Origin of the sequence: Pyxidicoccus fallax (assembly GCF_012933655.1) — a bacterium.
Lineage (GTDB): Bacteria > Myxococcota > Myxococcia > Myxococcales > Myxococcaceae > Myxococcus > Myxococcus fallax.
Genome location: NZ_JABBJJ010000082.1, coordinates 15284 through 40322, shown reverse-complemented (window position 1 = coordinate 40322; position 25039 = coordinate 15284). Strand labels below are relative to the sequence as shown.

Annotated in this window: 22 protein-coding genes; 7 read left to right on the top strand and 15 right to left on the bottom strand. The window is 71.0% G+C overall.

From position 1 onward, the window contains the following. The first annotated feature begins 222 nt into the window (after window positions 1-222). Window positions 223-1527, top strand: a complete 1305-nt coding sequence (locus HG543_RS19030) for an MFS transporter (protein ID WP_169346221.1) — start codon at window positions 223-225, stop codon at window positions 1525-1527. A 12-nt stretch (window positions 1528-1539) separates the two neighbouring features. Here HG543_RS19030 and HG543_RS19025 read toward each other — a convergent pair whose 3' ends face one another. The 4 genes from HG543_RS19025 to HG543_RS19010 all read right to left on the bottom strand — a co-directional run bounded on the left by HG543_RS19025 (window position 1540) and on the right by HG543_RS19010 (window position 5852). Next, entirely contained in the window at window positions 1540-1743 is a 204-nt protein-coding gene (locus tag HG543_RS19025) for a YbdD/YjiX family protein (protein WP_169346220.1), read from the bottom strand. Window position 1744: 1 nt separating this feature from the next. After that, window positions 1745-3808: a carbon starvation CstA family protein gene (locus HG543_RS19020; RefSeq protein ID WP_169346219.1), complete on the bottom strand. Its 2064-nt coding sequence runs from the start codon at window positions 3806-3808 to the stop codon at window positions 1745-1747. 185 nt (window positions 3809-3993) lie between these two features. Continuing rightward, window positions 3994-4326, bottom strand: coding sequence for a MazG nucleotide pyrophosphohydrolase domain-containing protein (locus HG543_RS19015; RefSeq protein ID WP_169346218.1), 333 nt, complete (start codon window positions 4324-4326; stop codon window positions 3994-3996). A 32-nt stretch (window positions 4327-4358) separates the two neighbouring features. Continuing rightward, window positions 4359-5852: a sensor histidine kinase gene (locus HG543_RS19010; protein WP_169346217.1), complete on the bottom strand. Its 1494-nt coding sequence runs from the start codon at window positions 5850-5852 to the stop codon at window positions 4359-4361. Window positions 5853-6129: 277 nt separating this feature from the next. Between HG543_RS19010 and HG543_RS19005 the strand changes: the two genes are divergently transcribed. The 3 genes from HG543_RS19005 to HG543_RS18995 all read left to right on the top strand — a co-directional run bounded on the left by HG543_RS19005 (window position 6130) and on the right by HG543_RS18995 (window position 8757). Beyond that, the gene (locus tag HG543_RS19005; RefSeq protein ID WP_169346216.1) at window positions 6130-7941 is read left to right on the top strand and encodes a DUF4231 domain-containing protein; all 1812 of its coding nucleotides are present in this window, start codon (window positions 6130-6132) and stop codon (window positions 7939-7941) included. Then, on the top strand, window positions 7938-8162 hold the full coding sequence (locus HG543_RS19000) for a toll/interleukin-1 receptor domain-containing protein (RefSeq protein WP_169346215.1): 225 nt from the start codon (window positions 7938-7940) through the stop codon (window positions 8160-8162). The genes HG543_RS19005 and HG543_RS19000 overlap by 4 nt, the downstream gene beginning before the upstream one ends. 148 nt (window positions 8163-8310) lie before the next feature. Beyond that, window positions 8311-8757, top strand: a complete 447-nt coding sequence (locus HG543_RS18995; protein WP_169346214.1) for a hypothetical protein — start codon at window positions 8311-8313, stop codon at window positions 8755-8757. Between the two features lie 8 nt (window positions 8758-8765). On the opposite strand, the gene HG543_RS18990 is transcribed toward HG543_RS18995, so the two are convergent. Beyond that, the gene (locus HG543_RS18990) at window positions 8766-11711 is read right to left on the bottom strand and encodes a serine/threonine-protein kinase (RefSeq protein ID WP_169346213.1); all 2946 of its coding nucleotides are present in this window, start codon (window positions 11709-11711) and stop codon (window positions 8766-8768) included. 187 nt (window positions 11712-11898) lie between these two features. Between HG543_RS18990 and HG543_RS54525 the strand changes: the two genes are divergently transcribed. Beyond that, a complete protein-coding gene (locus tag HG543_RS54525; RefSeq protein ID WP_211194026.1) occupies window positions 11899-13527 on the top strand; it encodes a glycoside hydrolase family 16 protein in 1629 nt (542 codons plus the stop codon). A 59-nt stretch (window positions 13528-13586) separates the two neighbouring features. Beyond that, a complete protein-coding gene (locus HG543_RS18980; RefSeq protein WP_169346212.1) occupies window positions 13587-14894 on the top strand; it encodes an FHA and sigma-54 interaction domain-containing protein in 1308 nt (435 codons plus the stop codon). On the opposite strand, the gene HG543_RS18975 is transcribed toward HG543_RS18980, so the two are convergent. The 4 genes from HG543_RS18975 to HG543_RS18960 form a co-directional block, all read right to left on the bottom strand. After that, a complete protein-coding gene (locus HG543_RS18975) occupies window positions 14895-15509 on the bottom strand; it encodes a hypothetical protein (RefSeq protein WP_169346211.1) in 615 nt (204 codons plus the stop codon). 128 nt (window positions 15510-15637) lie between these two features. Beyond that, window positions 15638-16531, bottom strand: a complete 894-nt coding sequence (locus HG543_RS18970; RefSeq protein ID WP_169346210.1) for an alpha/beta fold hydrolase — start codon at window positions 16529-16531, stop codon at window positions 15638-15640. Window positions 16532-16671: 140 nt separating this feature from the next. Beyond that, window positions 16672-17499: a carbohydrate-binding protein gene (locus tag HG543_RS56825; RefSeq protein WP_169346209.1), complete on the bottom strand. Its 828-nt coding sequence runs from the start codon at window positions 17497-17499 to the stop codon at window positions 16672-16674. Window positions 17500-17684: 185 nt separating this feature from the next. Next, the gene (locus HG543_RS18960) at window positions 17685-18503 is read right to left on the bottom strand and encodes a hypothetical protein (RefSeq protein WP_169346208.1); all 819 of its coding nucleotides are present in this window, start codon (window positions 18501-18503) and stop codon (window positions 17685-17687) included. 236 nt (window positions 18504-18739) lie between these two features. Between HG543_RS18960 and HG543_RS18955 the strand changes: the two genes are divergently transcribed. Further along, complete coding sequence (locus tag HG543_RS18955) at window positions 18740-19165, top strand: hypothetical protein (RefSeq protein WP_169346207.1); 426 nt, start codon at window positions 18740-18742, stop codon at window positions 19163-19165. Window positions 19166-19221: 56 nt separating this feature from the next. On the opposite strand, the gene HG543_RS18950 is transcribed toward HG543_RS18955, so the two are convergent. The 6 genes from HG543_RS18950 to HG543_RS18925 form a co-directional block, all read right to left on the bottom strand. Next, on the bottom strand, window positions 19222-20850 hold the full coding sequence (locus HG543_RS18950) for a caspase family protein (protein WP_169346206.1): 1629 nt from the start codon (window positions 20848-20850) through the stop codon (window positions 19222-19224). Window positions 20851-20885: 35 nt separating this feature from the next. Next, window positions 20886-21581: a hypothetical protein gene (locus HG543_RS18945; protein ID WP_169346205.1), complete on the bottom strand. Its 696-nt coding sequence runs from the start codon at window positions 21579-21581 to the stop codon at window positions 20886-20888. Further along, entirely contained in the window at window positions 21581-22063 is a 483-nt protein-coding gene (locus HG543_RS18940) for an RNA polymerase sigma factor (protein ID WP_169346204.1), read from the bottom strand. The genes HG543_RS18945 and HG543_RS18940 overlap by 1 nt, the downstream gene beginning before the upstream one ends. Before the next feature lie 124 nt (window positions 22064-22187). After that, window positions 22188-23534: an MFS transporter gene (locus tag HG543_RS18935; RefSeq protein WP_169346203.1), complete on the bottom strand. Its 1347-nt coding sequence runs from the start codon at window positions 23532-23534 to the stop codon at window positions 22188-22190. Window positions 23535-23597: 63 nt separating this feature from the next. Beyond that, window positions 23598-24296 carry a hypothetical protein gene (locus HG543_RS18930; protein ID WP_169346202.1) on the bottom strand — a complete coding sequence of 233 codons (699 nt, stop codon included), beginning with the start codon at window positions 24294-24296 and terminating at the stop codon, window positions 23598-23600. Between the two features lie 108 nt (window positions 24297-24404). After that, window positions 24405-24812: a response regulator gene (locus HG543_RS18925; RefSeq protein ID WP_169346201.1), complete on the bottom strand. Its 408-nt coding sequence runs from the start codon at window positions 24810-24812 to the stop codon at window positions 24405-24407. Between the last annotated feature and the right edge of the window lie 227 nt (window positions 24813-25039).

Genomic DNA, 25039 nt, shown 5'->3' with positions numbered 1-25039 from the left:
ATGAATATAAGAGACAGGGGATTGATGGCCCGCATGTCGAACCATGAGCCCGCCCTGCTCGACAAGCTGCTGGCCGCCTACCGCGAGGAGCCGGTGGTGGGCGCCGCGTCCGCGGTGGAGCCACCGGTGCGGCGGTACCTGGAGCGCGCGTCTCGAGGCCGCGCTTGACCCTGACGTTACGTCAGGGCGCAGCCTGCTTCGCATCACAGGAGCAGACGCACCATGACGCAGACACGCAACGGCACCTCGGGTGCCGCCTTGTTCAAGAACCCCGACTTCGCCTGGATGATGGGCGGCGGTCTCATCTCGATGCTGGGCGACCAGTTCACCTATATCGCCCTGCCCTGGCTGGTCCTCCAGCTGACCGGTGACACGCTCGCGCTGGGATTGGTGCTGGGCGTGATGAGCGTGCCCCGGGCGGTGTTCATGCTGGTGGGGGGCGCGGTGGTGGACCGCCACTCGCCCAAGCAGGTGATGATGTGGACGAAGCACGTCAGCACGGTGCTGCTCGTGGTGCTGGCCGCCCTCGTCCTCACCGGCCAGCTCTCGCTGTGGGCGCTCTACCTGCTCGCGTTCGGCCTGGGGCTGGCCATGGCGTTCAGCATCCCGGCGGGCACCTCGCTGCTGCCGCACGTGGTGCCCGCGGGGCACCTCCCCGCGGCCAACGGCATGCTGATGGGCCTGCGCCAGCTCACGATGTTCGCCGGGCCGCTGCTGGCGGGCGTGCTCATCGCCACCTTCGGAGACTCCCACGCGGAGCGACTGTCCGACGCGCGGGGACTGGGCGCCGCCTTCCTCTTCGATGCCGCGAGCTTCGCCCTGTCCGCGTGGACGCTGTCGAAGGTGAGGACCACCGCTCCGGTGGGCCCCGCCGAGGCTCCCCGGGGACAGGCGGTATTGCGCTCGGTGGCGGAGGGGCTGCGCTGGTGCTGGAAGGACCAGGACCTGCGCACGTGCTTCCTCTACTGGTCCGCGGTCTCCCTGCTCGTGTCGGGGCCCATCCAGGTCGCGGTGCCGGTGCTCGCCAGCCAGCGGCTCGGCCCCGGTGCGGCGGCGTTCGGCGTGCTGATGGGCGCGCATGGGCTGGGGACGCTGGCGGGGATGGTCGCGGCCGGCGCGCGGCCGGGGACGCGGGCGCGCAACCTCGGCACCACGCTGCTGCTGGTGGACGGCGTCATCGCGGTGCTGTTCATCCCCCTGGGGCTCATCACCGCGCTGTGGCAGGGGGCCTCGCTGGTGTTCGCCATCGGCCTGCTGGGCGGCTTCATGCAGGTGGCCGTCTTCACGTGGATTCAGCGCCGCGTGCCACCGACGATGCTGGGCCGCGCGATGAGCATCTTCATGTTCATCTTCATGGGGCTGACGCCCATCTCCGCCGCGGTGACGGGCTGGGTGATGCGCGGCGTGACGCTGGCGCAGCTGTTCGCCGTGATGGGCGGCTGCCTCCTGGCCGCCGTCACGGTGGCCCTGGCCACGTCGCGCATGCGCCACATCTCGGACGGGCCCACGCCCGTCCCGGGCCGGTGAGGCGCCTTCCCGTCAGCAACAGCGCCCGCCGCCTCCCCGGTAGCGGGCCTGGAGCCGCTCGTCGAAGAAGCGGGCGTAGCTCATCACCTCCCGCTCCGGGTGGTGCCTGCGCATGTGCTCGACGTAGGTGTCGTAGTCGGGCACGCCAATCATCAGCCGGGCGGTCCGCACCGCCTGGCGCCAGCCCCGCGCCAGCCACTGCCACCGGGCGTCCATGTCAGCGGGCCTCCGCCGGCAGGGGCACGTGGGGCGTCTCCTGCGCGGTGGGCACCGTCGAGCGGCGGGCGGCCAGCACGGCGCGGATGCCGAAGATGACGGTGGCCACCACCAGCAGCATGAACATGGCCGTGAGGGCCGCATCCAGGTAGTCGTTGGAGATGATGCGCTCCATCTCCTCCACGTTCTTCGCGGGAGCCACCACCCGGCCCTCCGCCACCGCCGCGGAGAAGGCGCGCGCATGGGCGACGAAGGAGACGCGCACGTCGCCGCCGAAGACCTTCTGCCAGCCGGCCGTCAGCGTGCAGATGACCAGCCACCCGGCGGGAATCGCGGGGACCCACGCGTAGCGCTCGCGCTTCATCTTCACCAGCACCACGGCCGCCAGGGTGAGCGCGATGGCCGCCAGCATCTGGTTGGCGATGCCGAACAGCGGCCACAGCGTGTTGATGCCGCCCAGCGGGTCCACCACGCCCTGGTAGAGGAAGTAGCCCCAGGCCGCCACGCAGATGACGGTGGCCACCACGTTGGCCGCCCAGGACTCCGTGCGCTTCAGGGGGGCGTACACCAGGCCCGCCAGCTCCTGAATCATGAAGCGGCCCACGCGCGTGCCCGCGTCCACGGTGGTGAGGATGAACAGGGCCTCGAAGAGGATGGCGTAGTGGTACCAGAAGGCCATCATCCCCTCGCCGGAGACGAGGCCATGGAGAATCTGCGCCATGCCCACCGCCAGCGTCGGGGCGCCGCCCGCGCGCGACAGGATGGAGGACTCGCCGATGTCCCGCGCCGTCTGGCTGAGCACCTCCGGGGTGATGACGAAGCCCCACTGGCTGATGACCCGCGAGGCCTCCTCTACGGTGGTGCCAATCACCGACGGCGGCGAGTTCATGGAGAAGTACACGCCCGGGTCCAGCACCGTCGCCGCGATGAGCGCCATGATGGCGACGAAGGACTCCATCAACATGCCCCCGTAGCCCACCACGCGCGCGTCGCCCTCGGTGGCCAGCATCTTCGGCGAGGTGCCCGACGAGATGAGCGAGTGCCAGCCGGACACCGCGCCGCAGGCGATGGTGATGAACAGGAAGGGGAACAGGTTGCCGGAGAACACCGGGCCGCTGCCGTCCACGAAGCGGGTGATGGCGGGCATCCGCAGCTCCGGCGCCGCCAGGATGATGCCCACCGCCAGGAGCAGCACGGTGCCAATCTTGAGGAAGGTGGACAGGTAGTCGCGCGGGGCGAGCAGCAGCCACACCGGCAGCACGGACGCGCAGAAGCCGTAGGCGATGAGCATCCACGCCAGCGACTTCGCCTCGAAGGTGAACGCCGGGCCCCAGAAGGGGTGCTCGGCCACGTGGCCGCCCAGCCAGATGGACAGCATCAGCAGCACGAAGCCGGCGATGGAGACCTCCAGCACGCGGCCGGGGCGGATGTAGCGCAGGTACACGCCCATCAGCACGGCGATGGGCATCGTCATCGCCACGGTGAAGGTGCCCCAGGGGCTGTGCGCCAGCGCCTTCACCACCACCAGCGCGAGCACCGCGAGGATGATCATCATGATCATCAACACGCCCACCATGGCCGTCACGCCGGCCGCGGGCCCCAATTCCATGCGCACCATGTCGCCCAGGGACTTGCCGTCGCGGCGCACGGACAGGAAGAGGATGACGAAGTCCTGCACCGCGCCGGCCAGCACGCCGCCGACGAGAATCCACAGCGTGCCGGGCAGGTAGCCCATCTGCGCCGCCAGCACGGGGCCCACCAGCGGGCCCGCCCCGGCGATGGCGGCGAAGTGGTGGCCGAAGAGCACCCACCGGTCCGTGGGGACGTAGTCCAGGCCGTCATTGCGGCGGTGGGCCGGCGGCGCGCGCGTGGGGTCCACCCCCAGGGCCTTCTCCGCCACGAAGCGGCCATAGAAGCGGTAGCCGATGAGGAAGACGGAGACGGACGCCACCACCAGCCAGATGGCGTTGATGCTCTCTCCTCGATGCAGCGCCACCGTGCCCAGGCTGAACGCGCCGGCGATGGCGAGCAGCCCCCACCCCAGCTTCCGAGCGATTCCGCCCATATGCCTCCCTGCGGCCGTGCCCACGTGCCGCCCGTGGCACCGGGTGCGGGCCTGTTATCGGCACGGGTATAGCCCGAGCCTCCCCTCGCCCGGGGGAGACTCCATGGGATGGCGTGAGGGGCGTCCTCCAGCCGACTCCGCGCGTGGGACCGCGGATGTCGGGAGGTCCACAGTCCCCTGGCGCGTCAGGTCCAGGTGCGCTGCTGGTTGCGGGCGTTCTTCTCGCGGAAGGCCTGCTCCAGGTCCACGCCCACGCGGTTGGCGATGGCCAGCAGGTAGTTGAAGACGTCCACCAGCTCCTCGCCCACGTGGGCGCGGGCCTCTTCCGTGGGCGTGCTCGTGCCCTCGTCGAAGAGCTTGTTGTAGCGGCGCACCGCCTTGAACACCTCGCCCACTTCCTCGCCCATGAGGAAGCAGTTGTGGACGAGGTCCAGCTTCAGCCAGCCATGCAGCGCCTCCAGGTCGTGGATGTAGCGCTGGTAGTCCTTCATCGACGCGCCTTCGGGGAGCGAAATCATGGCCCTACTCCTCCGCGAGGAGCGCCGGGCTGTCAACGCCGGGGCGCTTCCTCCCGTGCGCGCCAGGGGAGCCGGACCTCGAAGGTGGCCCCCTGACCGGGCGTGCTGACGACGCTCAGGGTGCCGCCATGCCCGTCCACAATCTGCTTCGCGATGTAGAGGCCCAGCCCCAGGCCCCCGTGGTACCGGGCGGAAGGGGCGCGCTCGAACTTGTCGAAGATGCGCGGCAGCGCCTCCGGCTCGATGCCCATCCCCTCGTCGCGGACCCGCAGGAGCGCGGAGCCTCCGTCGGCGCCGACGTGGAGGTGCACCGGCCGGCCCTGGCCGTACTTGAGCGCGTTGCTCAGGAGGTTCTCCACCACCTGCTCCAGCCGGCCCAGGTCCCAGCGCCCGGTAACGTCCCCGGTGCTCGTCAGCTCCAGACGACAGCCATTGCGCTGCGCTTCCGCCGCGAAGCGCTCCGTCACCGCGCGGACCCGCTCCGACAGGGAGCCCTCCGAGAGCGTCAACTGCAGCTTCCCGCGTGAGAGCCGCGTCACGTCCAGCAGGTCCTTGATGAGACCGGCCAGCCGCTTCACCTGCCGCCGGGCCACGTCCACATGGCCCTTCAGCACCTCGGGTGGCGCCGGCCCGCGCTCCGCGAGGCGGTGCAGACTCTCCAGCTTGAGCGAGAGCGGCGTCAGCGGCGTGTTGAGCTCGTGGCTCGCTATCTGGAGGAACTCATCTCGCACCCGCACGGCCTCGCGCAGCTCCGCCTCGACGTCCTTGAGGCGCGTCACGTCGATGAGAACGCCCCGGACGAGCGTCGCCCGGCCTTCCGCGTCCCTCGCGAGGATGCGGCCCGAGCAGGCCAGCCAGTGGATGGAGCCATCCGGCCAGACCACCCGGAAGTCGACGGCGTACTCGTCCGCGCCGCCCGGGCCACAGGCCGTCTGCACGATGCGGTCCGATGCCTCGCGGTCCTCGGGGTGCGTCGCCGAGGTGAAGAGGTCGTACTGCCAGACCTGCTGCGCCTCCAGCCCGTAGAGCCCGTCGTGGTTCTCCGTCCGCGTCATCTGCCCCGCGACGAAGTCGTACTCCCACACCGCCACGCGCGCCGACTGCGTCGCCAGCCGCAGGCGCTCCTCGTTGTGGCGCACGGAGACATCCACCCAGACCTCGTTGAGGGTGGCGACCCAGCCCGTCGGCGGACCCTCGGCCTCCTGGATGGGGACGCCGTGGATGCGGGCTCGCGTGTAGCGCTGGTTGGAGCGGTGGAGGCGACACTCGAACTCGTAGGGACGCCCCTGGGCGTGCGCCGCCCGCAGCGCCCGCGTGGAGGCCTCACGGTCCTCGGCGTGGAGGGCGTCCAGCCACCCTGGTCCCCTTGCCTCCTCCGGCGACTGGCCGGTGAATGCGCACCAACTGGGGCTGTCCGCCATCAGGAAGCCCTCGGAGGTGAGCAGCCACACCACCTGACCGGTGGCCTTCGCGATGGCGTGAACCGTTTCGTGTTTCAACGGCTCGCTGGACACGTCGTGGCGCAAGACGGGGCCTCATGCCCGCTCCGAGGTCCTGTACACCGTGCACCGCCGTGGAACACGCCTCTTCCCGGGAGCCTCTTGCGTAACAGCATGACGGCGCTGCTCCAAGCGACACATGTGACGGACGTGGACACCCGTACATCCGGGGCACGGGCTCACGCACCGACCTGCGTCAGCACCTGCTTGCAGGCGGTCCATCTGAGAACACAAGAGGCGTCCCGCGTGCCTGCCCTGGACGGCACAGGGGAAGCGGGCCACCTTCACGAAAGGGGGATGATTCATGGCGAGAGTTCGCGCCACGCAGCGCTCGGCCCCTCATGCGCCGGCTGGGCCCGATGGATTGGAGTCTGGCGCCCGGACCCGGGCCAGCGTCGAGGAGATTCATTTCCCGAATGGGAATTCCGCCCGGCGGATCACCGTCCCGCCCGACACGGACACCGCCGAGGTCCTCCAGGCGCTCGAGCTTCCATCCACGAAGTCGCTGCTCCTCGTCATCGGTGGAGCGGACGAGATGGACCCGGCCCTGGGCAGCCGCCTGCAACAGCTCTTCAGCCGAGGGCTCGCCCCCGCTGCGGCCGAGTGCGATGCCCTCATCCTCGATGGAGGAACCCAGACGGGCATCATGGCCCTCATCGGCCAGGGCGTCGCGGAGCGGGGGCACCACTCGCCCCTGGTGGGAATCGCCCCCGAGGGGCGCGTCACCTATCCGGGGAATGCCGCCGACGGCCCGGAGGGCTCACGCACCGGGCTGGACCCCAATCACTCGCACTTCGTGCTGGTCCAGGACGAGGCGTGGGGAAGCGAGACGAACATGCTCTGCCGGCTCGCCACGACGCTCGGCGGCGACATTCCCGTGCTCGTCGTCCTGGTGAATGGCGGGCACCTGACGAAGGAGGAGGCGCTCCGGGCCGTGCGGCGGCACTGGCCCATTGTCGTCATCCAGGGAAGCGGCCGGCTCGCGGACGAGATTGCAACCGCCGTCCAAACCCGGTCGCTGCCCGCGTCTGACGCGGTGCTGGCGGAAATCGTGGGGGACGGGGACGTGTCGGTGTTCCCCCTGGATGGGGCCGTGGAGGGCTTCGAGCGGCTGGTCTCGCGGCGCCTCGGGGAGGAGACGGTCCTTCAGCTGGCCTGGCAGCGCTTCGCCACCTACGACAGCAACGCCGTGCGCGAGCAGACCATCTTCCGGCGCCTCCAGTTCTGGATTCTCGTCCTGGGCGTCGCGAGCACGGCGGCCGTCTTGCTTCAGACGTTCCTGAATGGCCTGGCGAGACCGCCGCCCCCGAGCGTGGACCTGCTCCGGTACCTCGTGGTCGTCATGGTCGCCAGCATGACGGTGCTCATCGCCGCGACGAGCCGGTTCAAGGCGGGGACCAAGTGGGTCTACCTGCGCGCCACCGCCGAGGCCATCAAGCGCGAAATCTACCGGTACCGGTGTCAGGTCAGCCCGCTGGTCGAGCGGCCCCGAGGCGTCTACGAGCAGGGACTCGCCAGCAAGCTGAAGGCGCTCAGCCACCAGCCCCTGGGAGATGAGCCGCACGTCACGGCGCTTCGTCCCTACCGGGGCCCGCTGCCTCCGCCCAAAGGAGCGGCCAAGGGAGACGATGGCATCAGCCCGTTGAGCCCGGTGCGCTACCTCCGCTTCCGGCTGGATGACCAGCTCGAGTACTACCGCTGCAGAATCGACAAGCTCGACCGGCAGCTCGTGGTGTCGCAGTGGACCGTCATCATCCTGGGAGGCATCGCGACGGTGCTGGCCGCCACGCGCCTCGAGCTGTGGGTCGCCCTGGCGACCGCCATCGTCACGGCCATCACCACCCACCTCGGCTACCAGCAGTCCGAAGCGAAGATTACCCAGTACCAACAGGCGGCCACCGACCTGGAGGACCTGAAGGCGTGGTGGAGCGCGCTGTCGCTCGAGCAGCAGAGCGACTACCGGCAGTTCGATGCGCTCGTCGACAGCACGGAGCTGGTCCTCCAGAGCGAGGTCTCCGGCTGGGTGCTGAACATGAGGGAAGTCCTCCTCCGGCTGGATAGCAGGCACGAACGCGAGGCAGAGGGGGCCCCCCGGAAGAAGGAGCTTCCGGCGTGACTGGGAAGAAGATGGACATGGGACGCATCTTCGTCAGCTACCGCAGGGAGGACTGCGCCGGGGAAGCGGGGCGCCTCCATGACCATCTCGGGAACCACTTCGGGCCGGAGCAGGTGTTCCGGGACATCGACGCCATCGAGATTGGCGTCGACTTCGTGGACGCCATCAACAGCGCCATCCTGCTCCTGATCTTCCTGGTGATGTTGTCCTACGCCTTGTGACGCACGGGCCTCGGAGACGGGCTTCCCCAACCCTCCGCCGGAGACTTCACAAACGCCTGCCACCCTCCCTGCCTGACTGGCACCCCTCGTCCTTCCGGCCGGGGGTGCCCGCGCGACGCGCGCGGACAACCCACAAAGGGAGGGAAACATGTTCCACCATTCACCATCCTCAATCGTTCGCGGCCTGCTGCTCGCCGTGAGCCTGTCCACCCTGGCCGCTTGCGGTGGGTCGGAGGCTGACGGCCTCGAGCCTCCGGACGAAGCGCTCCCGGAGACGGAGGACGACGCCCCGGTCACGGACAACACGGCCTGCGACGCGGCCGCGAGCCTCGGGGAGCTCGACCTGCTGTCATGCCGCAATGGCGCCCCCGTCAGCGCGGACGGGCGCGTCGCGGTCGGCACCGGCGAGATGGAGGGAGAGGTCTCGGCCCAGTCGTGCACCACCTACTACGGCACGTGCACCGGCATCGGGGGCTGCTCCCGGGCGGTGGGCGGCGGCTGGCAGTTCACGGTCTGCGGCCCCTTCCTCTACGCATGGATGACCGTCTGCGATGGTCAGCCGAGAGGCTGGGGAGGCGGCGTCTGCCTCTGGTAGGGCTCCGCTCAGGGCACGCGCCCCGCCACCGCGCGAGGCGCGTGCCGGGCCAGCCACTGACGCACCGTCCCCAGCAGGTGCCGGCCGGGCTCGCCCGCGGCCTGGAGCTGCTCCAGCGCCCTGCGTGCCTCGGCCAGCGCCGCCTCGCGCCGACCCACCGCCACCCAGGCGCGTGCCAGCGCGAAGCGGGTCTCGGCGATGTCCGTCGCCTGCGCCGGACTCGCCTCCAGCAACTTCAGCGCCTGCGCGAAGAGCGCCGCCGCCTCGGCGCCCTGCCCTCGCGCCAGGTGCACCTCCGCCATGCCCTTGAGGGGCCCGCTCGCGGTGGAGACCTTGTCCCGGCCCAGCTCCCGGTAGATGCGCAGGGCGCGCTCGTAGTGCCTCCACGCCTCGGCCAGCCGCCCCTGGGCCCGAAGCACGTCGCCCATCTCGCTCAGGGAATAGGCCACGTCATCGTGCCGCTCGCCAAAGGCCTTCAGCCGCGACTCCAGGGCGCGCTGGTGCCAGGCCCACGCCTCCTCCTGCCGTCCCAGCCGGTGGAGCATGACGCCGATGCCGCACGAGGTGAGCGCGATGCTCGGATGGTCCTTGTCGAGCGACTTCTCCTTGATGGCCAGTGAGCGCTTCAGGAAGCCCAGCGCCCCCGCGTAGTCGTGCTGGAGGTAGGCGAGCACGCCCAGGCCGTTGAGGACGATTCCCATCTCCGGGTGCTCCGGCCCCAGCGTCCGCTCGCGGATGGCCACGGCCCGCAGCAGCAGCGGCCGGGCCTCCTCCAGGCGCCCCAGCTCCGTCAGGGCAATGGCCAGGTTGTTGGCGGACATGGCCACCTCCGGGTGCTCCGGCCCCAGCACCCGCTCTCGCAGGGCCAGCGCCCGCTGGTGCAGCGCGAGCGCCGTGGCCGGCTCCTCCATCTCCCGGGCAATCGTGCCCAGCATGTCCAGGGACGCGGCCACGTCCGGGTGGTCCGGACCGAGCAGCTTCTCCCGGAGGGCAAGGGCCCGCTGGGACACCTCGCGCGCCTCGGCGAAGCGGGCCTGCCCGCGCTGGACACCGGCCATCGCGTGGAGCGTCAACGCCTGGTCCACGTGCCCGGGGCCGAACTCCCGCTGCTGCAGGGCCAGGGCGCGCTCCAGGTGCTGGAGTGCCTCCTCGGCCTTCCCGGCGCGCCAGGAGAGCTGGCCCACGTACATCGACAGCTCCTGCGTCAGCCGGGCCGGGTCGCCGAGCGAGGCGAGCACCGCCTCGGCATGGCGCGCGTAGCGCTGTCCCTCCTCGATGCGGCCCTGCTTCACGCCGACGATGTTGACGAGCCAGGTCCACGCCGTGGCCACCAGCTCGCGCTGCCGTGAGCGCTCGGCCGCCAGCACCGCCTCGTGCAGGCCCTTCTCCGCGGCCCCCATGTCTCCCGCGAGGCCCCGCAGGATGCCCAGCCACAGCAGGGCCTCGGCCTGGAGCGGAGAGCCAGGCACGGCCCGCTCCGCCGCCTCTCGCGCCAGCTCCGCCCCCTGCGCGTACCGGCCCGCGCCGCCCAGCACCCTCGCGCGTGCCACCTGGGCCCGCAGCGCCGGGGAGTCGGCATCCTCTCCCACGCTCGCGGGGGCCGGCGCACTCGGACCACACGGGTTGACCGAGCCGAGCGACTGCACGGCTCGCACCGCGCCGCGGACGACCTCCTCGTCCGCCTGCGCGAACAGGTCGCCCAGGGCGCGCAGCTCGTCCCGCCGCCGCTCCAGGCACAGGCTCCGCTGCCGGTACTGCGCGTCCGGCTGCTCGGCGCGCACGTGCGTGGCCTCGCAGTTGTTGCGCGTCTGCACCGCCCAGGCAATGGCATATGCGCCCAGCAGGGGCTCCACCCGTGTCCACGCATCCGCCGCGAAGGGCGTGGAGAGCGCGGCGAAGGCCCGGGCGGCCGCGTCCCGGCGCGTCCCATCCCACAGGCCCGTCAGGCTCGCGGCCTCCGCGCACGCGCGCCCCTCGCGCCAGCGCTTGTACGGACCGACGCCCACCCCGGCGAGCACGGTCACCACGAGCACCGCCACGCCCAGGCGGCGCAGGCGCGAGGTGCCCACCGCTCCCGCCAGATCCTGGAGCAGCGCGTCCATGGAGGCGTGGCGCGCCCCGGGCTCCAGCGACAGGCCCCGCAGCAGCGCGCGCCGGACGCGTGCGGGGACACGCACATCCCTGGGTGGTGGAGGCGGCTCGCCGAAGCCCTCGTCGAAGGGGCGGACGCCGTAGAGTGCCTCGTGCAGCGACACACAGAAGGCGAACTGGTCGGCGCGCGCGTCGACGGCCCCGCCCGCGAGCACCTCCGGCGCCTGGTAGCCCCGCGTGCCCGCCACCCCGCGCCGTCGCGAGCCGGCGGCGCCGGAGCTCGCGGTGGCCTCGGAGCGCTCCACCTCCGGGTCCGCGGCCCGGAGCGCGAGCCCGAAGTCCGTCACCCGCACGCGCCCATCCGTGCCCATCAGCACGTTGTCCGGCTTGAAGTCGCGGTGCACCAGCCCCGCCGCGTGCGCCGCCGCCAGCCCCCGTCCCGCCTGGAGGAAGACCTGGAGGACGTCGCGCCATGCGCGGGGCACCGCCGTCAGCCAGTCGCGCAGCGTGCCGCCGTCGACGAACTCCATCGCCAGGAACACCTGCTCCAGGTAGCCCCCGGCGTCGTGGATGGAGACGACGTGCGGATGGGACACGCGGGCGAGCGCCTGCGCCTCCTGGAGCAGCCGCTGCCGCGACGCGGCCGCCGTCCCCGTCCCCTCCCCGTCCGCGCGCACGAGCTTGAGCGCCACCTTGCGGTCGAGCTTCGGGTCATACGCCGCGTACACCACGCCCATGCCACCCGAGCCCACCGGCTCCAGCACGACATAGCGCCCCACGCTCGTGCCCCGCACCAGGAGGCGCGACGCCGGCCCGGACAACGAGCCCGATTCGTCCGCCGCTGTCGAGTTCAGGCCGTCCATGTTTCCTCGAAGGCTGACACGTATGTGTCATCACGTGTCAGCCCCGCGATGCAACCCACGCCTTCGTGGCTTTCGCAAACCGGCTGAATTCCAGGGCTTTCACCTTGGCCCGGCTTGCGGGTGGACTGGCACGTCGGTTGCCAATGCCGGCTCGCCTCACCCCCATCCCCCTCACTCTGGAGACCGTATGAGCACCTGGAGAAGACCCCGTCCCGGCGCGGGCTACGCGCTGCTGCTCGCGTTCCTGTTCCTCGCCCTCCTGCCGTCACGGGCCGCCGCGCAGCAGACCACCGTGAATCAGCTCGGCACACCGAGCCTGTCCGCGCAGCCCGGGCAGAACGTGACGCTGGCCATGCGGTTCAACGCCGTGCCGATGCCGGAGAACTACAGCGTCTTCATCCACTTCGTGGACGCCAACGGCGTGAATCACGCCCCGGCCGGCGCCGACCACCTGCCGCCGACGCCCACGTCCTCGTGGAGTGGCGCCATCGCCTACAACCGCACGGTGACGCTGTCCTCCTCCATGCCGAGGGGCACGTACTCCATCCGCGTCGGCCTCTTCCAGAACCACTCGCCGTGGGGCCGCGCCACCCTGACGCGCGGCACGGGCGTCACCGTGGATGGCGAGCTGCGCTACACGGTGGGCACGCTCACCGTGGGCGCGCCGACGCCCACCACCACCACGGCGCTCCAGCTGGCCAACCCGAGCCTGTCCGCGCAGCCGGGGCAGACGGTGACGCTGGGCATGCGCTTCAACGCGGTGCCCATGGCGCAGGACTATTACGTCTTCGTGCACTTCGTGGACGCCAATGGCGTGCAGCACTCCACCCTCAACGCCGACCACCTGCCGCCCGTGGGCACCTCCCAGTGGAGCGGCGCGGTGGCGTACAACGTCAGCCGCACCCTGCCCTCCAGCCTCGCGACGGGCACGTACACCATCCGCATCGGCCTCTACGCCATGTCCGCCCCGGACAACCGCATCCCGCTGGCCGTTGGCAGCGGCGTCACCGCGGACGGCCAGGGCCGCTACATCGTCGGCACGCTGAACGTCTCCGGCGGCAGCACCCCCACCTCCGGCGGGCCGCTGGGCCAGGACGCGAACGCGTACGTGCTGACGTTCTCCGACGAGTTCGACAACGGCTTCCAGACCAGCAAGTGGAATGACCACATCTGGTACGAGTCCTCCAACCCGACCATCAACTACAAGGTCAGCAACGGCTCGCTGAAGATCTGGCCGCAGCGCGACGCCAGCGGGAACTTCTTCAACCGCACCATCGACACGGACGGGAAGTTCTCCCAGACGTACGGCTACTTCGAGGCGCAGGCGAAGCTGCCCATCGGCAAGGGCACCTGGCCCGCGTTCTGGCTGTACGCCCACCCCGGCAATGACCGCCCCGAAATCGACATCATGGAGGCCTACGCCGGTGGCGGCGTCGACTCGTGGTGGAGCGACGCGAACCTGCACCCCATCAACTACGGCGTCACGCTGCACAAGGCGAACGCGGACTACTCGTACCACGTGAAGCCCTACGAGGCGAAGCTGCGGGACTTCTCCCAGTGGGCCAACGGCGTGGACCTGTCCGCGGGCTTCCACACGTACGGCGTGAAGTGGGAGCCGTCCGGCATCACCTTCTACTTCGACGGCCAGCAGGTCGGCTCGAAGTACTGGGACACCGAGGGCTACTACAACCGTCCCATGTACGTCCTGCTGGACCTCTGGTTCGGCAGCGCGAGCGGCACGCCCGACCACACCACCCCCACGGGTGAGGGCAACTCGTACGAGGTCCGATACGTCCGCGTCTGGCAGTTCAAGTAGTCTCTCTCCCCGGACGCAGGTCCCCGCTCCACTCCAGGAGCGGGGACGCGTGGGGTGAGATGACGACAGGACCGGAGACCCAGGAGGACAGCCGTCAGCAGCGGGCCCGGCCCGAGCCGCCCCGGCCTGGACTCGTCTTCATCTTCTCCGGCGGCGCGCCGATGTTCCGCCCGGTGCCGCTGGACGGGGGCCGGCTCGTGCTGGGCCGCGAGGACGCGGGCGGGCAGCCGCTGCCGGACGAGCGCCTGTCCCGCCAGCATGCCGAGGTGCGCCACGAGGAAGCGCGCTGGCACGTCGAGGACCTGGGCAGCCGCAACGGCACGTCCGTGGACGGCGTGCAGGTGCTGGCCCGCCGCGCGTTCTCCGAGCCCCGGGTGCTGAGGCTGGGCAACACGCTGGCCCTCTTCCACGAGGACGTGCGGCGGCTGGCCGGCGCGGACGTGCAGGTGGCCCCGGACTCCGTGCGCGGGCCCGGCTTCAACGCCGCGCTGGAGCGGGTGGCCGCGGCCGCCACGGCCGGAGAGACGCTGCTCATCACCGGCGAGAGTGGCACCGGCAAGGAGCTGGCGGCGCGGGCCTACCACCGCGCGGGCCCCAACGCGCGCGGGCGCTTCGTGGACATCAACTGCGCCGCGGTGCCCGCCAGCGTCGCGGAGCGGCTGCTCTTCGGCTCGCGGCGGGGCGCCTACTCGGGCGCGGACGCGGACACCGAGGGCTACGTGCAGGCCGCCGACAGGGGCGTGCTGTTCCTGGACGAAGTCGCGGAGCTGTCACCCGAGGTCCAGGCCAAGCTGCTGCGCGTGCTGGAGACGCGCGAGGTGCTGGCGCTGGGGGCCTCGCGGGCCACGCCGGTGGACGTGCGCGTCTGCTCCGCCACGCACAAGGACCTGCGCGCCGCGGTGGCCGCCGGCCAGTTCCGCGCGGACCTCTACTACCGGCTGGCCCAGGCGGAGGTGCGCCTGCCGCCACTGCGCGAGCGCCCGGAGGACGTGCCCTGGCTGCTGGCGCATGCCCTGAGGGACTCGCCCACCGCCCCGTCCGTGCATGCCACGTACGTGGAGGCCTGCCTGTCGCGCCCCTGGCCCGGCAACGTGCGCGAGCTTCTGGGCGAGGCCCGCCGCGCCGCCCGCGACGCCACCGCTGCGGGCAGCCGCTCCTTGCGCGCCGAGCACCTGGACCCGGAGGCCGGCACGGCGCTGACTCCGCCGGCCTCTCCTTCCGCCGCCACCGTGACACCGGACCGCGCCACGGTGGAGGCCACGCTGGCCGAGCACGGCGGCAACATCAGCGCCGCCGCGCGCGCCCTCGGGCTGCACCGCACCCAGCTCTACCGGCTGTTGCAGCGCTGGGGGCTGGGGACGTCGTAGTCAGAAGCTCGAGTAGGTAGGCGGCGTGGTGCTGGTGAAGAAGTCCGGGAAGGTGGCCACGTAACGCGAGCTGCCGGTGCCCGTCTCGCCCGGCAGGGGACCCGTCTTGCTCCCGGTGACGGTCAACGTGGTGCCGTCGCTCGCGATGGACAGGTTGCAGGACTGGATGACCCCGCTGGACCCGTACGCCACCATGATTTCCGTGTCCCGCACGACGTCGAGCGTGTCCGGCGCGGTGTGGCGGACATTGCACCGCTTGCCATACTTCACGCTGGGGCTCTGCTGGCGCGTGACGCCCGTGGCCACGCCCAGGTCGTTCGCGGCGAGCGACAGCGTGGGAACGCTGTATCCGTGGAGCAGCGTCGTCGTGGCCTCGGGCCACGGACACGTCTCCGAGGCGGCCCGCTTCAGGTCCACCCGGTAGTACGGAGGCGCGAGCGAGAGCGTGGTGTAGGAGATGGTGAAGGTACAGCCCTGGGACGTCCCGGTCGTCAGGGTCTGTGTCCGCCCCACCAGCGCGTCGGCGTCCTCCCGCGGCGTCACCTCCTCCGGGCCACCACAGGCGGACAGCGAGAGCACGGCGGACAGCCAGACAGCGCGCTTGAAGACTTGCATGGGAATGATGGCTCCAGGAAAGGGAGACAGCCGGCGCCACGATAGGACAATCCCGGCAAGTCCTGTCACCTCATCTCCTTGCACCCATGGGTGGGTATGTCTGGCCTCACCCATGCGGTGACAGTGTTTCAGCCCACCGAGCGCTGTTCCTGCCCGAGTCCGTCGAGCCAGGTGCCCACCCGCGAGCAGAACCCGTCGGGGTCCTCCAATTGGGGCACGTGGCCGGCGTCGGGGAACACCTCGAAGCGCCAGTCCGGCCGCAGCCGGGCGAGCGCCTCCGAGCAGGCGAAGCGCACCAGCCGGTCATGCACCCCGTGCACGAGCATGGTCGGGCAGCGCACCGCCTTCACGTCCCGGTGGTACCCGTCGGCGCGGCGCAGGGTGCGCAGCAGGGAGCGCGCCGCCTCCAGGTAGGCCGCGGAGCCCCAGGGCATCGTGGCCAGGCGCTCGGTGGTGAGCGCCACGTGGGCCTCCACCACCTCCAACGGAACGGTGCCGGTGTCCTTGCAGCACAGCTCGAGCATGTCCTGCGTCAGCCGCCGCGCGCCCAGCCGCCGGGCATTGAAGGCCGCCATCAGCTCTCCCAGCCCGGGCACCGCGGCAATGGCGAAGCGCCGGGCCACCTCCGGGTCCAGGGGCACGCCCTTCACGTGCGGCTGCGCGGGGTTGACGAGCACGAGCGCCCGCGCCAGCTCGGGAGCCCGCGCCGCCACGCGCAGAGACAGGAAGCCTCCCATCGAGTTGCCCATGAGGACCGCGGGCGCGCCGACCACCTCGCGCAAGAAGCGCTCCAGGAGCCGGCCGTTGGCATCCACGCTCGCGCTGCGCCCCGCGAGCGGCGTGCGCCCGAAGCCCGCCAGGTCCAGGGCCAGCACGCGTCCATGGGCGGTGAGGCGCCGGCCCACCGCCGCCCAGTTGAGGAGGCTGCCGCCCAGCCCGTGCACCAGCACGAGGGGCGTCCCCTCTCCACCATGGTCCACGTAATGGACCGGTCCACCGAGATTGGCCGTATGGGATTGCATGGCCCGCAATCTCGCACGGCTGCGGCTCGGGGCGGGAGGCCCCTGCTCGCGCGGTCGTACGCGCTTTCACTGCCGTGCCGTCATGCCGGGGGCTCTCAGCGCGGGCGCCGCATCGTCGCGGGCCCGCGCCGCGTGAGGCCCTACTGGAAGCGCAGGGAGCTGAAGCTGCCGAAGGTGTCTCCGTCCGCGCCGAAGGAGACGCGAATCACGTGCGTGCCCTGCGTCAACGGGATGGAGTTGAAGAAGAAGTTCACGAAGCTCTGCGGCCCGCCCGTGGGCGCCACCCAGCCAAAGCCCTGCATCATCCCATCCACGTCCACCTGCACCCGGCCCCCGCTGGTCGCCGCCAGCCGGAGGGCGAGCACATAGGAGCGCGTCTGGGAGGCGTAGACGGTGTACTCCAGCCACTCGCCGCCGCGGATGTTGCCGACGGCGTAGCCCGTGCTGATGTCCGTGGTGGAGATGATGTCCACGCCTTCCGCGCGGTAGAGACCGCTCTCGTTGACGGCGTCCGTGTCGTGGTAGGCCACGTCCTCCCCGCCCGTGTCGAACCGGACCGCGGGAATGGAGTTGTAGGGCAGCACCGGCGGCTGGTTGGCCAGCGGGTATGGGAACTGGATGGCGCTGTCGTCCCGGACGAGCTGAATGGAGTCGATGTTGCCGACGAAGCCCCTGCTTCCCACCGTGTCGAAGTGCAGGCGCAGCTCGTGCTCCCCCGGCGGCAGGGACACGCTCGTGGTCAGCGTGGTCCAGTTCTGCCAGCCGCCGGTGTCCGGAATCTGGAGCCCGCTGGCGATGGTGACTCCGTCCAGCTCCAGGTGAAAGGTGCCGCCAACGCCCAGGGACGCCACCCGCGCGGTGAAGCGGTGCGTGTAGGTCGCCAGCTCGGGCACCTCGATGCTGTAGTCGAGCCACTCTCCAGCGCGTGTCCAGCTGACGCTCGTAATCCCATTACAGTCCCGCGCCACGCCAGCGCGCCGGGAAACGGCGGGGATTCCAATGGGAGATGCTCACGGGTGCCTTCCTCTCCGAGAGGGGGCCGTGAGCGTCCCATGCCCGAACCGGTAAATCCAATCTGTCCGGCCTGTCGGATTTTGATGAATGTACGCCGGGCAGGCTCCCTGCCCGCCCGGCGCCGTGCCGTGAGAAGCGGTTACTTCTGCGCGGCGACCACCGACTCGCCGGTGATGTTGAAGCCCTGGGCGGCGGCCTTCACGTCGATGCCCGTGAAGCCGTTGTACGGGTAGTGGCCGTCCTCGATCTCCTCGATGAACTCCACCTTGTCACCGGTGAGGACGCGGCCGTCATCGAGCTGCACGGTGAACGTCTCGCCTTCCGTGCTCAGGCGCCACCCGCAGGCCCCCACGTTGTTCGGGGCCATCGGAACCGCGACGTCCTGCTTGCGGTACCAGATGTCGATCTCGAAGAAGTCCGCGTGCATCGCCACCCAACGGAGCAGGTCGTACCAGTCCCTGAAGATGATCATGCGCGCGGCGGGATTCGTGCTGCCGCCCTGGAGGACGCCGTCGTTGTACACGTTCATCCGGTACGCGGAGCCACCCGGCGCGCCGGTGAAGGAGGGCTGCACCTGCACCGAGCCCGCGGCGGCGCCCGGCGTGACGCTCAGCGTGCTGACCACCTGACTCCCGGACCGCGCGGCCAGCGCCAGGCTGCCGCTGGCGCCGAACAGCACCTGCGTGTCCTGGGACCACGAGGTGGCCCGCGAGAACGTGCTGGCGACACCGTCCGTCCGGGAGCTGATGAGGCCGTCGACCTTGAGGCCGCTGTCGGTCGGAGTCAGCCGCGCCGCGCCCGTCGCACAGCTCGTGATGCCGTCGAAGCGCTGCACACACTGCGCGACGGCCGCCTCCTGGGCCTCCACGGTCTCCGACTGCCCTTCTTCACCCTGGCAACCGGCCGCCATGCTCAGGAGTCCGGCCGCCAGCAGACGACCCGTCATCTTCCAATTCATGCCATTCACCTCTAGGTGTGGGGAGTGCAACGCGTCCGCCACACTGCACGCACCACGCCACGCGTCGTGCCAGAGGGAGTGGACAAGATAGACACCCGGGCCCTGTAGCGCGCGCCGTCACAGCCCCATGACGCGTGTGGCCTCTCCTGTCACACGCGCCTTTTTTGCGTGGCCGCTTTCCTCGCGAGGCTGCGTCTTTCCCTTGCCGCCAATGCAATGCGGCAGGAGACCTTCACATGACGAAGACGAGTCTGATGGGCGCTGTGGCCGCAATCTTCCTGGTGGGCTGCGGCGGAGCGGAGTCCCCCACCGCGGAGGAGACGTCACGGGCGGAGTCGAGCCTCCTGACGGACAGCGTGACGTGCGAGGACATCCAGCAGGTGGTCGACCACGTGCGGGAAGGGCTGGGCGACTGCAGGCCCAGCTTCGAGAACCAGGAGCCGCTGGCCTTCAGCCACGCCGCGTGTGACGCCGGGCTGGCCACGTCGTGCGACGCGGCCGGCCTGGAGGACGCCCGGCGATACGTGGACTGCCTCCAGGCAGTGGAGGCGTGCGACCCCGCGCGGCAGGACCTCTTCGACGAGTCCATCGACGCCTGCCTCGACCGCTTCCAGAACAGCAGCGCGACCGAGGAGTGCATCGAGCTGGTGATCGGCGATTGATGCCCGTGCCGCCCGGGCTCACACGCTGGAGCCCGGGCGGCGCGGCGGTACCGCGCTCAGAAGGCCACGCCGATGTTGGCCCGGACCTTCGTGTTGATGCGGTCATAGTTCCAGCCGGGAGACAGCGTGGAATGGCTGGACAGCTCCAAGACCTCCTTCGGCACGTGCATCCACTGGAAGAAGGGCGTGGCACCAATGGACGCCATCCAGGGTCCGTACACGAAGGTGAAGCCCGCCGTGGGCCCCACTCCCAGGGCGTAGGAGCTCGCCGTGCCCCTCCAGGTCGAGGCGCCGTACTCGGCGAAGCCCGTCGCGCCCAGCCAGAAGCCGGAGGGGGCGTGCCCCACCGCGAACAGGCGGCCCGACAGCATTCCCCCGAAGGTGCCGGCGTTGTCGAGGTATGGCGCCACCGCCACGGAGAAGCGCTTCCCCAGGGCGTGCTCGAACTCCACTCCGAACGCCTCGCCCATGAACTCGCCGCTCGGGAAGAGGGACAGCGAGAGAGTGCGCCGGGGCGGGGCGCTGCCCTTGCGCGCCAGGATGCTGGAGTCCACGGGCTCCAGGCTGGCCTCCTCCAGCGTCACCGTCTCGCCCTCGCGCAGGGTGACCTCGCGCGCGTGCAGCGACGCGTCCTCGCTCTTGCGCACCACGAGGTAGCGCCCCGGCGGCAGGGCCAGCACGGCCTGGCGCTCGCCCTGCTCCAGCTCCAGCACCTGCCCGCCGCTGCTGGACTGCATCACCCGGAGCGGCCCGCGGACCTGCTTCAGCTTCAGGAGGCTGCCCGCCGACGCCACGTGCGTCAGCGGCAGGTCCGCGCGGCCTCGCAGCTTGAGGTCGAAGCTCGGATGCTGCGGGGCGATGCCGAGGAGCACGGTGTCGCGCACGGTGTGCTCCCGCGCGTAGTTGAAGGCCTCCACCACCGACACCTCTCCGTCGCCCGACTGGTCCGCGGCGCCCCGCAGGGCGGCCACCAGGTGGTGCGTGAAGAACGAGCCGCGCAGGGTCTCCGCCTCGTGCGCGTTCTCCAGTCCCGAGGAGGAGGCAATCAGCACGCTGCCCTCGCTGCGCAGCACCATGGGGACCTGCACCTCGAAGGGCTCGGGGTCCGGACGCAGCCCCTTGGCCTGCGTCCAGCCGCCGCCCCGGCAGGCATCGATGATGCCCAGCCGCACCGTGGCCACCGGGGTGTCCACCCGCTGGCGCACCGCCTCCAGCTCCAGCCGCCTTCCGCCGGGGTACAGGAAGCGCTGGTCGGCATGGCCCGAGTAGTAGAAGAGCAGCAGCGTGTCCCCCGGCTCGTTCCGGAGCGCGGCAAGCTGCTGGTCCATGGCCTTGAGCAACACCTCGGGCGTGGGGTCCGTCAGCACCTGCACGTGCTCCGGACGGAACTCCCCCACCTGGACGAGCACCTCGGCCATGCGGCGCGCGTCCTCGTGGGCATAGCGCAGCGAGGGCTGGCCCGGGGCCGCGCCGTTGCTCCCCACCACCACCGCCCTGCGCGCCGGAGCCCCGAGCGCCGACGCACCCAGCAGCACCGTGAGCAAGCCCAGCGCCAGCGGGGCCGCGCGGGACGCCGTCCGTGTCACCATCGCGTCCGCCTCCGCGCGGAGGGCTTGCCCGCGCTTCTGCGCGCCATACCGTCTCGCGCGAGCCAGGGCACGCACCGGAGTCCGCTGAACCGTCATGTCCGCCTCCATGCCGTGGGCCTCACTCGCGCGACTCAGGGCGCGGTCTGCTTGGGCAGACGCAGGTCCGTCACCCACACGTCCGGCCCGCCGCGCTCGGCCAGCACGCGCCGCAGCACCTCGGGCGCCAGCGCCGCGCGGCTCAGCACGACGACGAGGTGCTCGCCCGAGCCCTCCGCGTCCACCTGCCAGCTGGCGGGCAGCAGGGCTCCACCCTCCGGCAGCGCCCCCGTGTACAGCGTCACGAAGCCACCGTCGGGGGTGGGCGAGCCGACCAGCACCCGCGAGTACCCGGACGCCGCCACCTCCAACCGCACGCGGTCCCCGGGCAGCAGCGGCTGGGTGCCATCCCAGCGGCTGACGTGCTCACCGTGGCGCACATGCACCACCACCACGGGCTCACCCTTGGGGCCCACGTAGGGCTTCGGCACGTCTTCGGAGGGGAGCGGCGCGGGCGGGCGCGGCGCGAGCACCACCACCAGGAGCACCGCCATGGCGGCGGCCAGCCCGCCTCCCCAGGCCAGGCGGCCCCCCCCGAAGAGCCAGCCCCAGGGCCGCTCCTGCTTCAGCCCGCGCGCCCAGGCGGGCACCTCGACGGGCCGCTCCACCGTCTGGAGGTGCGCGGCGCACGCGGCACAGCCCGCCACGTGGGTGCGGACCTCGTCGGTGCCACGTCCCCACTTCAGGCTGTCCAGCGCCAGGAACGAGGGATGCTCGCCATGGGGACTCATCACGCCACTCCTTCTCGCAGCTTCTCCAGCCGCTCCTCGAACCGGCTCAGCAGCCGGCGCACCGTGCGTTCCGATATCTGCAGCACCTCGGCCAGTTCGGGCTGCGTGAGCCGGTCCAGCCGGTGCAGGAAGACCGCCTCCAGCTCATCCGCGGGCAACTGCCCCACCAGCCGCGCCAGCGCTTCGCGCTGCGCGACCTCGCGCTCCAGGGGAACGGCCGTCGCCAGCCGCAGCAGGGTCTCCTCGCAGGAGAACTCCGCGGCCGCGCGGCGGCGGCGCATCCGGTCGATGGCCAGGCGCGTGCTCGTGCGGTACACCCACCCCACCACCCGCCGCGGGGGCGCGTCCTGCAGCCCGGCCTGCCAGAGACGGACGAAGGTCTCCTGGGCCACGTCCTCCGCGTCCCCCGTGTTCTGCATCATCCGGCGGCACTTCTCCCGGATGCGGGGGAAATACGCCTGGTATGCCTCCTCGACGGTCAACGCTGCCCTCCCACGCCTTTCCGGCATGACGCCGCCCCCTCGAAAAACCGGCCACGGTTTCTTCCAGAGGGTGGGCTGCCCGGCGAGTGGAGGCTGAAACATCCCACCTCCCGGGGCGCCGCCGTCAGCCGGGGCGTTGGGCCTCCACGCCCGGGTCCATGGCGGCGAACCGCGTCCGGCCCGCGGTCAGCAGGTACGCCGCCACCACCAGCCCCATGCAGCACAGCGCCGCCACGTAGTGCGCGGGCGCCAGCGGGTGGTCCTTCATCAACAGGGTGACGACCAGCGGCGTCAGGCCGCCGAAAATCGCGTAGGCCACGTTGTACGAGAACGACAGCCCGGAGAAGCGCACGGCCGCGGGGAAGGCCCGCACCATCACCGTGGGCACCACGCCGACCACGCCCACGCAGAAGCCCGCCAGCGCGGACAGCCCCAGCAGGTGCTCGGGCGCCGCCGCCACGCCCCGGTACAGCGCATACGTCGCCGCCAGGAGCGCCACGCACCCCACCACGAGCGCCCGGCCGGGCCCGAAGCGGTCCGCGAGCAGCCCGAAGGCGACACACCCGAACGTGAGGCTCAGCGTGGCCAGGCTGCTGGCCTCCAGCGTGCGGGTGGGAGCAATCTTGAAGAGGTTCTGCATCAGCGTGGGCGTCATCAGGATGACCACGACGATGCCGGCGGTGAGCAGCCACGTGAGCAGCATGGACACCACCACCGCGCCGCCGTGGCCCCGCAGGGCGGCCTTGAGCGGCAGCTCCTGCACGAGCGCGCGGCGCTGGCGCATCTCCTCGAACACGGGCGTCTCCGCGAGCCAGCGGCGGAGGAACACGGCGAAGAAGCCGAACACGCCGCCGACGAGGAAGGGCAGGCGCCAGCCGTAGGCCAGCACGTCCGCCGGGGCGAGCCCCTTGTTGACGGCCGTGGCCATCAGCGAGCCCAGCAGGATGCCGAAGGTGAGGCCCGCGGTGAGGGTGCCGCACGCCAGGCCCACGCGGCGCTCCGGCACGTGCTCGGAGACGAAGACCCACGCGCCCGGCACCTCTCCGCCCACGGCCGCGCCCTGCATGACACGCAGCGCGAGCAGCGCCAGCGGCGCCGCGTAGCCCGCCGTGGCGTAGGTGGGCAGCAGGCCCATCACCAGCGTGGGCAGCGACATCATGAACACGCTGAGCGTGAACATGCGCTTGCGGCCGGAGCGGTCGCCGAAGTGCGCCATGATGATGCCGCCCAGCGGCCGCGCGAGGTAGCCCGCCGCGAACAGGCCGAAGGCCTGCAGCTGCCTCAGCCAGTCCGGCGTGTCGGCCGGGAAGAACAGCTGGCCGATGACGGTGGTGAAGAACACGAAGATGATGAAGTCGTAGAACTCCAGCGCACCGCCCAGCGCCGCGAGCGCGAGCGTCCTCACGTCCTGCCGGGTCAGCGAGTGCCGGCCGGACTCCGACCGCGCCGCATGGGGGGATGGAATGGACATGGCGGCTCCGGAGCATGCTGAATCGCGGAGCCGCTGGCTATGTCGGCTTGACGCGCGGTGCGTCTAGCACTCGTCGTGGCACTGGGCGTGTTCCTGGGACAGGATGATGAAGTCCTCGCCCCAGGTGTTGTAGTCGCAGAAGTAGGACTGGCCCGCGTAGGTGAAGTAGCTGCCGCTGTTCAGGAAGCCGCAGCCGTAGTCGACGCAGCTCGCCATCTTGGTGCCCGGCCCCATTCCCCCGGGGATGCACCCGATGTCCGGGCGGCACTCCGGCGGCTTCAGGCCGTACGCGGGAACGCTGTACTGGCGCCCCTCCGCGCACTCGAAATGCATCTCCGCGAAGACGTAGTTGACGACGCGGTAGTCGCTGCTGCTGGCGGCCAGCTGCGCCGTCCCCTCCTCGTCACGGCCGACGACGACCTTCAGCGCCCCCGCCTCCTGCGTCATGCGCAGCGACTTCTCCAGCGCCTTGCCGTTGAGGTGGAGGGCCGCCGCCGTCACCGGCGTGCCCTCGCGCTGCTCGACGGTGCCAACGTCGAAGCCGGTGTGGAGGCGCTCGGCGCCGCCCAGCGCCTCCACCAGGTTGCGCCGCTCACGCTCGATGAAGAAGGCCAGCGGCTCCGCGATGCCGCGCTGCTTCCCGGCCTCCTGGATGCGCTCCAGGCTGTCCTTGGAGAGGATGGCCTCCACCGTCAGCACGTCCCGCGCGAGCAGCGCCGCGGCATAGGCATTCACCAGCGCCCGGGCATCCTGACGGGACACCCTGGCAGGTTCCTCCTTCACGGTGGAGGGCAGAGCATGGCTCTGGCCCAAGGAGAGCGACAGGAGTCCGACGAGCATCGAAGCATTCATGATTTCCATACGAAGGCGTCACGACATCCTGGCAATTCCCTCGTCATCCGCGCCGCCCGCGCCCAGGTGGGCCCCGCGGATGGCAGGCAGCAGCTCCTCGAAGAGCATCGACTTGGACAACAGGGCGGTGCCGCCCGCGGCGACGAACCGCTCATGCACGCTCGGGTACACCTCGGCGGACATGCCCACCACGCGCGCACGGCTGCCCGACTCGGTGAGCCGGCGCGTGGCCTCGATGCCGTCCATGTCCGGCATGCGCAGGTCCATCACCACCACGTCCACGCCCTGCTCGCGAACCATGGCGAGGGCCTCCTCGCCAGAGGCGGCCTCACCCACCACCACGATGTCCGGCTCGGAGGACAGCAGGCCGATGATGGCACCGCGAAGGGTATCCTGGTCGTCGGCAACGAGGACTCGGAGGCGCATGGTCGGCCGCAATCATAGACCCGCGGGCCTTCAGCCCGGAAAGCGCTCGTTCCCGACTTCTCGACATTCCAGACAGTCAATGTCACAAATACTCACCGTATCAGTGCTCGGGAGCATCTCCCCACGCTGGCGGTGAAACCGGCGCCGTGGACCGCGCGAGCCGGAGCAGCGCGGCCTCCGAGGTGGGGCCAGGCGCGTCGGGCATGAAGCCCCATGGACTGACCTGG

What these genes read in the sequence shown, in the direction of transcription:
- HG543_RS19015 (WP_169346218.1), bottom strand. Translation starts at nt 4,326, where the DNA reads ATGATTTCGCTCCCCGAAGGCGCGTCGATGAAGGACTACCAGCGCTAC.
- HG543_RS18955 (WP_169346207.1), top strand. Translation starts at nt 18,740, where the DNA reads ATGACGAAGACGAGTCTGATGGGCGCTGTGGCCGCAATCTTCCTGGTG.
- HG543_RS18960 (WP_169346208.1), bottom strand. Translation starts at nt 18,503, where the DNA reads ATGAATTGGAAGATGACGGGTCGTCTGCTGGCGGCCGGACTCCTGAGC.
- HG543_RS18975 (WP_169346211.1), bottom strand. Translation starts at nt 15,509, where the DNA reads ATGCAAGTCTTCAAGCGCGCTGTCTGGCTGTCCGCCGTGCTCTCGCTG.
- HG543_RS19030 (WP_169346221.1), top strand. Translation starts at nt 223, where the DNA reads ATGACGCAGACACGCAACGGCACCTCGGGTGCCGCCTTGTTCAAGAAC.
- HG543_RS18990 (WP_169346213.1), bottom strand. Translation starts at nt 11,711, where the DNA reads ATGGACGGCCTGAACTCGACAGCGGCGGACGAATCGGGCTCGTTGTCC.
- HG543_RS19005 (WP_169346216.1), top strand. Translation starts at nt 6,130, where the DNA reads ATGGCGAGAGTTCGCGCCACGCAGCGCTCGGCCCCTCATGCGCCGGCT.
- HG543_RS19020 (WP_169346219.1), bottom strand. Translation starts at nt 3,808, where the DNA reads ATGGGCGGAATCGCTCGGAAGCTGGGGTGGGGGCTGCTCGCCATCGCC.
- HG543_RS18935 (WP_169346203.1), bottom strand. Translation starts at nt 23,534, where the DNA reads ATGTCCATTCCATCCCCCCATGCGGCGCGGTCGGAGTCCGGCCGGCAC.
- HG543_RS18995 (WP_169346214.1), top strand. Translation starts at nt 8,311, where the DNA reads ATGTTCCACCATTCACCATCCTCAATCGTTCGCGGCCTGCTGCTCGCC.
- HG543_RS18950 (WP_169346206.1), bottom strand. Translation starts at nt 20,850, where the DNA reads ATGACGGTTCAGCGGACTCCGGTGCGTGCCCTGGCTCGCGCGAGACGG.
- HG543_RS18925 (WP_169346201.1), bottom strand. Translation starts at nt 24,812, where the DNA reads ATGCGCCTCCGAGTCCTCGTTGCCGACGACCAGGATACCCTTCGCGGT.
- HG543_RS18945 (WP_169346205.1), bottom strand. Translation starts at nt 21,581, where the DNA reads ATGAGTCCCCATGGCGAGCATCCCTCGTTCCTGGCGCTGGACAGCCTG.
- HG543_RS18980 (WP_169346212.1), top strand. Translation starts at nt 13,587, where the DNA reads ATGACGACAGGACCGGAGACCCAGGAGGACAGCCGTCAGCAGCGGGCC.
- HG543_RS54525 (WP_211194026.1), top strand. Translation starts at nt 11,899, where the DNA reads ATGAGCACCTGGAGAAGACCCCGTCCCGGCGCGGGCTACGCGCTGCTG.
- HG543_RS18970 (WP_169346210.1), bottom strand. Translation starts at nt 16,531, where the DNA reads ATGCAATCCCATACGGCCAATCTCGGTGGACCGGTCCATTACGTGGAC.
- HG543_RS19025 (WP_169346220.1), bottom strand. Translation starts at nt 1,743, where the DNA reads ATGGACGCCCGGTGGCAGTGGCTGGCGCGGGGCTGGCGCCAGGCGGTG.